Source organism: Xanthomonas sp. D-109 (genome assembly GCF_017746095.1).
GTDB lineage: Bacteria > Pseudomonadota > Gammaproteobacteria > Xanthomonadales > Xanthomonadaceae > Xanthomonas_A > Xanthomonas_A sacchari.
Map to the genome: position 1 here is coordinate 118,517 of NZ_JAGHWV010000006.1, position 10,619 is coordinate 129,135.

General features: G+C 69.7%; 7 protein-coding genes and 1 riboswitch. Of the genes, 1 reads left to right on the forward strand and 6 read right to left on the reverse strand.

The window, feature by feature from the left end; genetic code table 11:
* Positions 1-17: 17 nt before the first annotated feature.
* The 3 genes from J7357_RS06730 to J7357_RS06740 are packed head-to-tail and all read right to left on the reverse strand — an operon-like array spanning position 18 to position 3,528.
* Positions 18-827: an enoyl-CoA hydratase gene (locus J7357_RS06730; protein WP_209245509.1), complete on the reverse strand. Its 810-nt coding sequence runs from the start codon at positions 825-827 to the stop codon at positions 18-20.
* Positions 824-2,002 (reverse strand): acyl-CoA dehydrogenase family protein, encoded by a 1,179-nt coding sequence (locus J7357_RS06735; protein ID WP_209245654.1) that lies wholly within the window; start codon positions 2,000-2,002, stop codon positions 824-826. Before J7357_RS06735 ends, J7357_RS06730 begins: the two co-directional genes overlap by 4 nt.
* A gap of 11 nt (positions 2,003-2,013) precedes the next feature.
* Positions 2,014-3,528: a CoA-acylating methylmalonate-semialdehyde dehydrogenase gene (locus tag J7357_RS06740; protein WP_209245655.1), complete on the reverse strand. Its 1,515-nt coding sequence runs from the start codon at positions 3,526-3,528 to the stop codon at positions 2,014-2,016.
* Between the two features lie 137 nt (positions 3,529-3,665).
* Positions 3,666-3,867: riboswitch (cobalamin riboswitch) on the reverse strand.
* Between the two features lie 479 nt (positions 3,868-4,346).
* On the opposite strand from J7357_RS06740, the gene mntP reads away from it, so the two are divergent.
* On the forward strand, positions 4,347-4,922 hold the full coding sequence (gene mntP, locus J7357_RS06745) for a manganese efflux pump MntP (RefSeq protein ID WP_209245510.1): 576 nt from the start codon (positions 4,347-4,349) through the stop codon (positions 4,920-4,922).
* An 85-nt stretch (positions 4,923-5,007) separates the two neighbouring features.
* Here the strand turns inward: mntP and J7357_RS06750 are convergent, their stop codons facing one another.
* From J7357_RS06750 to J7357_RS06760, 3 genes are all read right to left on the reverse strand, one after another.
* A complete protein-coding gene (locus J7357_RS06750) occupies positions 5,008-5,595 on the reverse strand; it encodes a 2OG-Fe(II) oxygenase (RefSeq protein ID WP_209245656.1) in 588 nt (195 codons plus the stop codon).
* Between the two features lie 97 nt (positions 5,596-5,692).
* Positions 5,693-8,404, reverse strand: coding sequence for a TonB-dependent receptor (locus J7357_RS06755; RefSeq protein ID WP_209245511.1), 2,712 nt, complete (start codon positions 8,402-8,404; stop codon positions 5,693-5,695).
* Positions 8,405-8,726: 322 nt separating this feature from the next.
* On the reverse strand, positions 8,727-10,583 hold the full coding sequence (locus tag J7357_RS06760; protein ID WP_209245512.1) for a sulfotransferase family protein: 1,857 nt from the start codon (positions 10,581-10,583) through the stop codon (positions 8,727-8,729).
* Positions 10,584-10,619 lie beyond the last annotated feature (36 nt).

The following is a 10,619-nucleotide window of genomic DNA, read 5'->3' on the forward strand; positions in this document are numbered from 1 at the left end:
GTCGGCGGCGAGCGCGCTCACGCGTTCCTCCATGTCGGCGCGCGCTTGCCAAGGAAGGCGTTGACGCCCTCGGCCTGGTCGGCGCTGTCGAACAAATCCACGAACGCCTCGCGCTCGCTGACCAGCGCGCTCGCATGCGACTGCGTGCGGGTCGCCTGCACCAGGCGCTTGGCCGCGGCCACGCTGATCGGACTCTGCCGCGCCGCCTTGGCCGCCCATTCCAGCGCGCGCGCCAGCGCCTGCCCGGTCGGCACGACCTCCTCGACCAGACCGATCCGCAGCGCGGTCTCGGCATCGACCCGTTCACCGAGCAGGATCATGCGCTTGGCCCAGCCTTCGCCGACCAGTCGCGGCAGATTCTGGGTGCCACCGGCGCAGGGCAGCAGGCCCACCGTCGCTTCGGGCAGGGCCATCTGCGCCTGCGCCTCGGCGATGCGCAGGTCGCAGGCCAAGGCCGCTTCGAGCCCGCCGCCCATCGCATAGCCGTTGATCGCGGCGATGCTGACGCCGCGGAATCCGCTCAGCGCTTCGAAGGCCTCGCCGAAACGCCGGGCCGCGTCGCGCGCCAGCGCCTTGTCGCCGTCGGCGAACTGATTGAGGTCGGCACCGGCGCTGAAGAACTTCTCGCCGGCGCCGACGAGCACCAGCGCATAGATGTCCCGATCCGCGTCCAGCGCGCCGACCAGCGCGCGCAGCGCGCGCAGGCTGTGCACGGTCCAGGTGTTGGCCGGCGGATTGGACAGGGTGACCACGGCGGTGTGGCCGTCGATCCGCAGGCCCAGCCCGGTCCAGTCCCGGCTGCGGTAGGAGGTGTCGGCAACGCTCATCGCAATTCCTCTTCGGTGTTCAGCAGGTGGCGCGCGACGATCACGCGCATGATTTCGTTGGTGCCCTCCAGGATCTGGTGCACCCGGCTGTCGCGCAGCAGGCGTTCGACCGGATACTCGCGGATGTAGCCGTAGCCGCCGTGCAGCTGCAGCGCGTCGTTGCAGATCGAAAAGCCCGCATCGGTGGCGAAGCGCTTGGCCATCGCGCACCACACCGTCGCATCGCGGGCGCCGGCATCGAGCTTGCGCGCGGCGGTGTGCACCATCTGCCGCGCGGCGACCAGTTGCGTGGCCATGTCGGCCAGGGTGAACTGCAGCGCCTGGAACTCGGCGAGCTTCTTGCCGAACTGGCGGCGCTCGCCGAGATAGCGCCGCGCCGCGTCCAGGGCGCCCTGCCCCGCGCCCAGCGAACACGCGGCGATGTTGAGGCGGCCGCCGTCGAGACCGCGCATGGCGATGCGAAAGCCCTCGCCTTCCTCGCCCAGTCGGTGCGCGAGTGGCACGCGCACGCCGTCGAAGCTCACCGCACGGGTCGGCTGGCTGTGCCAGCCCAGCTTGTCCTCGTTGCGGCCGTAGGCGATTCCCGCCGCATCGGCCGGCACCGCGAAGGCGCTGATGCCGCGCGCGCCGTCCTCGCCGGCGCGCGCCATCACCACCAGCAGGTCGGTCGCGCCAGCGCCGGAAATGAACGCCTTGCTGCCGTCGATGCGGTAGCCGTCGCCGTCGCGCACCGCCCGGGTCTTCAACGCGGCCGCGTCGGAGCCGGCACCGGGTTCGGTCAGGCAGTACGAGGCGAGCTTGCTGCCGCTGGCCAGCGCCGCGCCCCACTCCTTGCGCACCGCCGGCGTGGCGAAGCGGGTCAGCATCCAGGTGGCCATATTGTGGATGCTGATGAAGGCCGCGGTGGACGGATCGACCGCGGCCAGTTCCTCGAACACGATCGCCGCATCCAGGCGCGACAGCCCGCTGCCGCCGGCGTCCTCGTCCACGTACAGGCCGCAGAAGCCCAGTTCGCCGGCCTTGCCGATCGCCTCGCGCGGAAAGATCCCGTCCGCGTCCCAGCGCGCCGCGTGCGGCGCCAGTTCGGCCTGGGCGAAGCCGCGCGCGGCCTCGCGATAGGCGCGCTGCGCCTCGTCCAGGCCCACCTCGGCCGGCTGCTCCAGCGGCCACTGCATCGCCGTGGCCATCACGACAGGCGGATCGTGGTGTTGACGCCCTGGCCGGCGCCGGCGTCGTCGAACCAGCGCGCGGTGACGGTCTTGGTCTGCGTGTAGAACTGCACCGCCTGCTTGCCGTAGGGGCCGAGGTCGCCAAGCTTGGAGGCGCGCGAACCGGTGAACGAGAACAGCGGCACCGGCACCGGGATCGGCACGTTGATGCCGACCTGGCCGACGTCGATCTCTTCCTGGAATTTGCGTGCGGCGGCGCCGGATTGGGTGAACAGCGCCGTGCCGTTGCCGTTCGGATTGGCGTTGACCAGGGTGATCGCCTCCTCCAGCGTCGCCGCCTCCAGGATCACCAGCACCGGGCCGAAGATCTCCTCGTCGTAGATGCGCATGCCCGGCGCGACCCCGGAGAAGATCGTCGGGCCGACGAAGTTGCCGAGCGCGAACCCGGGCACGGTCGGGTTGCGTCCGTCCAGCTCCAGCGTCGCGCCTTCGGCGATGCCCGTGGCGATCAGCGCTTCGATGCGCTCGCGCGCACTGCGCGAGATCACCGGCCCCAGGTCGGTACCGGGTTCGCTGCCGGCGTTGACCTTCAGCGTCTGCGCCTTGGCCACCAATGCGGGAATCCACTGCCGCGCCGCGCCGACCAGCACCACCGTCGAGGCGGCCATGCAGCGCTGCCCGGCGGCGCCGAAGGCCGCCCCCACCAGTGCATCGAGGGTCTGTTCGCGCGCCGCATCCGCCAACACCACCGCATGGTTCTTGGCGCCCATCATGCATTGCACGCGTTTGCCGGCCAGCGCCGCGCGCTGGTAGACATGGGTGCCGACCTTGGTGGAGCCGACGAACGACAGCGCCTTGATGTCGGGGTGGTCGCACAGCGCATCGACCACCTCGGCGCCGCCGTGCACGACGTTCAGCACGCCCTTGGGCACGCCCGCCTGCAACGCCAGTTCGACCAGCCGCATGGTCACCAGCGGATCCTGCTCGGAGGGCTTGAGCACGAAGGTGTTGCCGGTGGCGATGGCCATCGGGAACATCCACAACGGAATCATCGCCGGGAAGTTGAACGGGGTGATGCCGGCGCACACGCCCAGCGGCTGCAGCAGCGTGTAGGTATCCACGCCGTTGGCCACGTTGTTGGCCAGTTCGCCCAGTTGCAGGTTGCCGATCGCCGCGGCCTGTTCCACCACTTCCAGGCCGCGGAACACGTCGCCTTCCGCATCGGCCAGGGTCTTGCCCTGCTCGCGGGTGAGGATCGCCGCCAGCTCGCCCATGTGCGCACGGATCAGCTGCTGGTACGCCAGGAAGATCCGCGCGCGGGCGCCGATCGGCGTCTTGCGCCAGCTCGCGAACGCGCGTCGTGCGGCGGCCACGGCAGCGTCCACTTCCGCCGCGGTGGCGAACGGCACGCGCGCGAGCACGTCCTGGGTCGCCGGATCGACGACCTCGCGCCACTGGCTGCTGCTGGATTCGACGAACGCGCCGTCGATCAAGAGCTTGACGGTCGCCACCTCGGCGCCGGTCCGGGTCATCTGGTTCACGGGTCCTGTCTCCTCATCGCATCACCACCGGGCGGGCGGCGATGGACAGGACAAGCGAACGCGCGGCGCAGGGCCCCGACGTCGTTCGACTCGCCAGGTTGCCCACCGCAACACCCGAGAAAGAACGTCGCAGGACGTCCACGTCAGGCCGGTCTCCGGGCTTGCGAGCGATGCGGGAACCGCATCACCCCGACACCTTCCCGCTTGCGCAGTGGTCTGTTGTCGGGTGTTTTCGCCTACCGTTGCGGGGGCAGCGCCGGCATCGGACCGGCTTCCCGTTTCACCCGATGCGTCTTGCGACGACCAGGCACCTGAAGCGTGACCAGTGTAGTCGCGCCGCAGCGGCGGCAACACGCTGCAGCGCAGCGCGCGGCGTTACGTCGGCATGCTGCGCGCCGTTGCTCACCGCATGACGCTACGTCCGCCCGCAGCGACCGGCATGCATCACCAGCGAGCGAGGACCACATCGGCGACCCGAACACGCCGCACCGATCGCACCGCTGCGCGCGGTCGCCGCATCGCGCATGGATGCCGGCGAGCGCCAGGCGCTATAGCCGTTGCTAAGAAGAGAAGCTGCAGGTTCGCGTGCGTTCCAGGGATGTTCGCCGCAGTTGGCCGCTGTTAGACTGCGCGTCCCCTTGGGGAGTAGCCTGCTGTCCGACCTGCGCGGACAGCGCCCGTATCAACAGACTCGGCCGATGCGCCGTGGTACGGGCAGCCAGTTCGGTTGGCGAGACCAGCGGCGAGTGCGCAAGGCGAAGGCCGGGCGCGCGCGCTCGTCGTTGTCGCCTGTCCCGGTACGGTCCCCCATGTCGTTTCTTTCGATCCTCCTGCTCGGCATCGCCATGTCGACCGACGCCTTCGCCGCCGCGGTCGGCAAGGGTGCGGCGATGCAACGTCCGCGCTGGGCCGACGCGCTGCGCGCCGGCCTGATCTTCGGCTGCATCGAAGCACTGACCCCGGCGCTGGGCTGGGTCCTCGGCCAGGCCGCATCCAAGTACGTGGTCGCCTTCGATCACTGGATCGCCTTCGGCCTGCTCGGCGCGCTGGGCGTGCACATGATCGTCGCCGGCCTCAAGCCGGAGTCCGACACGCCCGAGGAGGCCGCGCCCAAGCGCCACGGCTTCTGGAACCTGGCCGCCACCGGCTTGGCCACCAGCATCGACGCGATGGCGGTGGGCGTGGGCCTGGCCTTCCTCGACGTGAACATCGTCGAGGTCGCGGCGATCATCGGCCTGTGCACGCTGACCATGGTCACCCTGGGCATCATGCTCGGCCGCGCGCTCGGCGCACTCGCCGGCAAGCGCGCGGAGATCGTCGGCGGCGCGCTGCTGATCGCCATCGGCAGCACCATCCTGTTCGAGCATCTGCATGGTGCAGGTTGAGCGACGGGGCGCTGGTGCGGCCGGGATTCGGGATTGGGGATGTGCGGTGACGTGCGTGAGCATCCCGCACTGACGGCGCCTTGGGTCAGGCCGGCTTGGCGGTGAATTCGAGATAGGTGGACAGGATGTACTTGTCGCCGCTGCGCGGCGGCAGGCCCGCGTGCAGGAACATCCAGTACGGCGGGAACACCAGCAGGCGGCCGGCGCGCGGCGCGACCTCCAGGTCCAGGTCGAGGAAGCGGGTGTGCCCGCCCTCGGCCACGTCGTTGAGATACCACAGGAACACCAGGTAGCGCCCGGTCTCCGCGTCGCAGGCGTCGAAGTGCGGCTGGAAGCGTTCGCCGGCATCGGCGCGGTAGCGCTTGATCCGCAGGTCGGCCAGGCGTGGCCGCCACGGCACCTCGGCGGTCAGGCCGAGATCGGCGTTGTAGCGGGCCAGGGCCGCGCGCACCTGTTCGATGAAAAAACCCTGGAACGCCGGATCGGCGAGCCGGGTGACGTTGAGTTCGGTCCAGGCGCTGTCGTCCAGCCCCGCACGCTCGCCAGCGCCGTTGCGGCTGTGCTGGGCGGCGGTCTGCTCGAACTGCGCGATGAGCTGCGCGCAGAAGCCAGGATCCAGCGCCGCGTCGTAGACGCGGACGTAGTGGCGCAGGTCGGTCTGGTTCATGCGCATCGGCATGTTGCCCCCCTCAAGCAGAACGGCGCGCCCACAGGGACGCGCCGTCGTACGCTCCGGCGCCGCCCGCGCAGGCGGGCGGCACCGGCTCCACTCAGAAGCGGTAGGTGGCCCGCATCCAGTAGTAGCGGCCGAGCGTGTCGTAGGTGCTCACGTCGGTGTTCGCGTTCAACACGTTGTTCTGGTACATGACCGGCGGCTGCTTGTTGGTCAGGTTGTCCACGCCCAGGTCCAGGCGCAGGTTGGCGCCGGCCATGTCGTAGCCCACCTGCAGCGAGTGATACATGTAGCTGCCGTAGTCCAGCACCACGCCCTTGATCGCCGCATCGGCGGACATGTTCTGGGTCAGGTCGCCACTGCCGACCTGCACCTTGCCGATCCAGCGGGTGGTCCAGCTCGCATCCCAGTTGCCCAGCTTCCAGCCGACCAGGGCGTGCGCGCGCCAGTGCGTGTAGTTGCCGTAGGACGAGTTGTAGCGGCCGGCCATGTGCACCACCGTGTCCCCGGTGTCGATGTCGTAGCGGTGCAGGTAGGTGCTGTCCACGGCCACGGTGAACTTGCCGAACGCGGTCTCCGGCAGCACGTAGTTGGCGCCGAGGTCGATGCCCTGGGTGTTGAGCTTGCCGATGTTCACCACCGGCGTCTGGATGTAGTTGATGTTGCCGGCGCTGACGGTGCCCGCGGCGTAGCGGTGGATGTAGCTGCAGTACGGGCTGTTGTCGTCGTTGTAGCAGAGGTCGGCCACGGTCTGCGCGGAGATCGACTGGATCAGGTCGTTGAGCTTGACCTTCCACCAGTCGAGGTTGACCGACAGGCCCGGCACGTACTCGGGGCTGTAGACCAGGCCGTAGTCGAAGGAGGTGCCCTTCTCCGGCTTGAGCTGATAACCGACGTAGCTGGACCCGGACACGATGCCGTTGGTCTGCGACAGGCCCGAGCCGTTCCAGCCGGTCGGCACGCCGGCGCAGGCATTGGCGTGGCCGCTGCCGCTGTAGCCGATGCACGGGTCGACGAAGTTCGGCGAGTCGGCGGTCGGGCCCTGGTAGATGTCGCTGATCGTCGGCGCACGGAACACCTGCGCCGCGGTGCCGCGCACCATCAGGTCGTGGATCGGACGCCACTCCACCTGGAACGAGGCGCTGTTGTTGCCCGAACGCACGCTGCTGTAGTCGGAATAGCGGTCGCTCAGGGTCAGGTTGAGCGCGCCGACCGGCGAGGACTGCTCCAGCACCGGCACGAACAGCTGGGCGTACGCCTCCTTGACGTTGAAGCTGCCGCTCAGCGGCGAGGAACACGCTTCGGAGGAGACCGCGCAGGTGTTGTCGCTGTTGATCAGCGCATTGGCCGAGACCGTGGAGTTCAGGCTCTCCTTGCGGTACAGCGCGCCCACCGCCAGCTGCGCGGCGCCGGCCGGCATTTCCCACAGGCTGCCGTTGGCGCTGGCTTCCCACTGGCGCATGATGGTGGTGGTTTCCTGGCGCGGAATCGATTCGTTGCTCTTCAGCCAGGCGATGGTGTTGGCGTTGCTCTGGTCGAAGATGTTGACCTGCCCGCTGTCGATCGCGCTCTGCAGCGCGGCGTAGTCGACGTAGCCGTGGCTCCAGTTGCGCTGGCGGTAGTGGCCGTAGTTGAAGTTGGTGTCCCACACCCAGCTGCTGTCGCCGATGCCGCCCTTCAGGCCGATCACGTCCTGGTCGGTGGCGGTGTCGTAGAAGCCTTCGCGCTGGCCCAGGGTGGTGAAGCGCGAACGGAACTCGTAGCCGTTGGGGCCGAACTCCACGCCGAACGGGTTGTACGGGTTGTTGGCGGCGATGGTGATGCCGTCGCTCTGCGCGTCGAACGGCAGCGGCGCGATCGCGAAGTTCGACATGGTGTGGTTGTGGTAGGCGTTGACGTACGCCTGCATCGAGTCGGTGATGTTGAAGCTGCCGAGCACGAAGCCGCCGACGCGCTGCTGCGGGGTCAGCAACAGGTTCTCCGCCTGGTAGTTGTAGGCGTCGGCCGAGGAGCTGTAGCACTTGTAGCCGCCGCTGCCGTTGCTGGTCAGCGCGCCGTTGGCGCTGCAGCCGTTGGCCGCCAGGGTCGCCGCCGGCAGCTTGTAGTAGCCGCTGGGCGTGCGGCTGGAACCGCCCTTGTAGACGCTGCCGCTGGACAGGTACATCGCGTACTTGGAGAAGGCGCGGTTGGCGCTGGAGACGTCCTTCTGCTTGTTGTAGTCCAGGCCGACCACGACGTTGCCGCGGTCCCAGGTCTTGCCGAAGGTGAAGCTGCCGCCCTGGCGGGCACCGTCGCCGCGGCTGGTCTGGCCGTAGTTGGCCGAGACTTCGCCGCCTTCGAAATTCTTGCGCAGGATGAAGTTGACCACGCCGCCGATCGCGTCGGAGCCGTACATCGCCGAGGCGCCGACCTTCAGCACTTCGACGTGGTCGATCATGTTGGCCGGGATCGAGTTGACGTCGTTGTTCTGGATGCGGTGGCCGTCGATCAGGATCAGCGTGCGCTGGTCGCCGAGGCCGCGCAGGGAGATGGTCGAGGCGCCGTCGCCGCCGCCGTTGTTGACCTGCGGGTTGGTCGCGGCGCCGGCGATGCCGGGCAGCGCCTGCAGCAGGTCGCCCAGGGTCTGCTTGCCGCTCTGCTGGATCTGCTGGCGATCGACCACGGCGACCGGGCTGGCGGTCTCCACATCCACACGGCGCACCAGCGAACCGGTGACGGTGAGCTTGTCCAGCGTCACCGGCGCGTCGCCGGACGCGGACGCCGCCGGCGTGGCGCTCTGCGCATAGAGCGTGGCGGGAAGCGTCGCCATGGCCAGGCAAACGGCGTGAGCGAGTCTGTTCTTTGCTACGGACATCGGGAAGACCTCATGTGATGTGCGACAAGCGCCGGCTGCACGCAGGCGCGAACCATCCCGGGCGCCTCGACGGCGCGGCGGGTGAAATGGATGCCTCGGGCCAGCGGTTCATTAGAGGACCGTCAGGCACTTGTTAGTTTTTTATAAGAAGGGTGTTGTTTCGGTGTGCCAGCGTGCGCCAGCCCCTGACAAAAACACCGCTTCAACCGCGGTACAGCGCGCGCGGCGTTTTGCCGTTCAACCCGCAGACGGGAACGGTTCAGACAAGCCGCAACGCTCAGGCGGCGCGGTAGTTCCAGCGTTGCAGGAACGGTTGCAGCACCGGCAGCACCGGCGCGAACGCGTCGCGATAGGCGTGCCAGCGGTCCAGGGCCTTGCGGTTGATGCCTTCCACCACCTGCGCGTAGCTCGGCGTACTGATGAAGCCCTTGTCCTGCGCGTGCCGCTGGAACTCCAGCAGCCGCTCCGGCTGCTGCAGCTGCAGGAATTGCCCCAGCCGCGCCACCTGCGCCTGCGGGTCGGCCACCAGATCCTCGTAGCGCAACTCCAGCGTGCGCGGCTGCAGCAAGGCGGCGTGATACAGCCAGAAGTCCATCGCATCGGCATAGCCGCGCGCCAGCCGCGGCAGGCTGGCACACAGCAGGGCGAAGGCCGGCGAGCGGAACGCCTGCATGTAGCAGCTCAGCAGCACGTCGCAAGGGTGGCGCAGCGCCAGGATCACCGGCGCCTCCGGGAACAGCCGCCGGATCAGCGGCAGGCGCAGCAGGTTCAGCGGGTTCTTGTCGACCAGGCGCTGGCCCGGCTGCAACTGCACCACCCCGCGCACCGCCTGCCAGTACTCGGCGCGCAGCGCGTCACAGGCGGCATCGTCGAGCTCGCCCAGTCCGTCCGGCCAGGCCACGCCGCGCGCCTCCAGGCGGTCGGCCAGCCCCTGCAGGAACGGCCGCTCGTCCATCGCCACCAGGTGCGGGTGGGCGTCGAGCATCTGTTCCAGCAAGGTGGTGCCCGAGCGCGGGAAGCCGACCACGAAGATCGGCGAGTCCGCCATGGCCGGCGCGGTCACCGGCCGCGCCGCGGCATGGCGCGCCGAATCCCAGCGGGCCTGCGCGACCGGCAGCGGCGGTGCGTCCGCCGCCGCCAGTTCCGGCACCAGTGCGGCCAGGCCCTCGACTTGGCCGGCATGGCCCTGCTCGCACGCATCCAGCGCCTCGTCGTGACGGCCCAAACGGTCGCAGACCCGCGCCAGGGCGAAGAACAGGTTGCTCTGCTTGCGCCGGTCGACGGCGCTGCCGTGAGCCAGTAGCCCGCGCAGCAGCGCGTGCGCCTGCTCCCAGTGGCCCTCGCGCATGGCCAGCACCGCCAGCGCATTGGCGGCGTCCTGGCGCACGTCGGGGTCGTCGATCCGCTCCGGCGGCGGCAGCTGCGCGGCCGCCTCGCGCGCCTGCGGCAGGCGGTTGGCGCGCTCGAGCACCAGCACCAGCCGCGACCAGGCCCGCGCCGGCTGCGCCATCGGCCCCTCGGCGCAGGCGCGCAGCAGAGCGCAGGCGGTGTCGGTCTCGCCGCCCTGCGACAGCAGCCAGGCCAGTTCCACGGTGGTGTCCGGATCCAGCGGCGGCCACTGCCGCCAGTCGGCGATCAGCGCCTGCACGCGCTGGAAGTCGCCGCATTCGTGACAGGCCATCGCCGCGTGCACGCACAGCGGCGGGGCTTGCGGCGCCAGCGCATGCGCGTCGAGCAGGTGTTCGCGGGCCGCGGCGTAGTCGCCGGCGTCCATCGCCAGCAGGCCGAGGTTGTGGTGCGGCAGCGGATCGTCCGGCGCCAGCGCGCGGGCGCGCAGATAGGCCTCGCCTGCCGGGCCTGGGTCGCCGGCCTCGCGCAGCGCCGTGCCGAGGTTGTTCCAATGCGCCACCTCGTGCGGCTCGCGCTCGGCCAGCCTGCGGTACACGGCGGCGGCCGGCGCCGGCTGGCCCTGCATCTGCAGGCTCATCGCCAGCAGGCTGCTGGCCAGGACGTCATCGGGATGCTGCCGCAGGTAGGCGCGGGCACCGTGTTCGAGCGTCTGCGCCTGGCCGGCCTCCAGCGCCGCCAGCAGGTCCGGGAGCGAGGGCATCGCGGGGGTGTCCAGGGAGGTCATGCGCAGGCGGATCGTGGGTGGTCCACCACCTTAGCC

Coding starts and splice junctions, on each gene's coding strand:
- J7357_RS06730 (WP_209245509.1), bottom strand. CDS start 827: ATGAGCGTTGCCGACACCTCCTACCGCAGCCGGGACTGGACCGGGCTG.
- J7357_RS06735 (WP_209245654.1), bottom strand. CDS start 2,002: ATGCAGTGGCCGCTGGAGCAGCCGGCCGAGGTGGGCCTGGACGAGGCG.
- J7357_RS06740 (WP_209245655.1), bottom strand. CDS start 3,528: ATGACCCGGACCGGCGCCGAGGTGGCGACCGTCAAGCTCTTGATCGAC.
- mntP (WP_209245510.1), top strand. CDS start 4,347: ATGTCGTTTCTTTCGATCCTCCTGCTCGGCATCGCCATGTCGACCGAC.
- J7357_RS06750 (WP_209245656.1), bottom strand. CDS start 5,595: ATGCGCATGAACCAGACCGACCTGCGCCACTACGTCCGCGTCTACGAC.
- J7357_RS06755 (WP_209245511.1), bottom strand. CDS start 8,404: ATGGCGACGCTTCCCGCCACGCTCTATGCGCAGAGCGCCACGCCGGCG.
- J7357_RS06760 (WP_209245512.1), bottom strand. CDS start 10,583: ATGACCTCCCTGGACACCCCCGCGATGCCCTCGCTCCCGGACCTGCTG.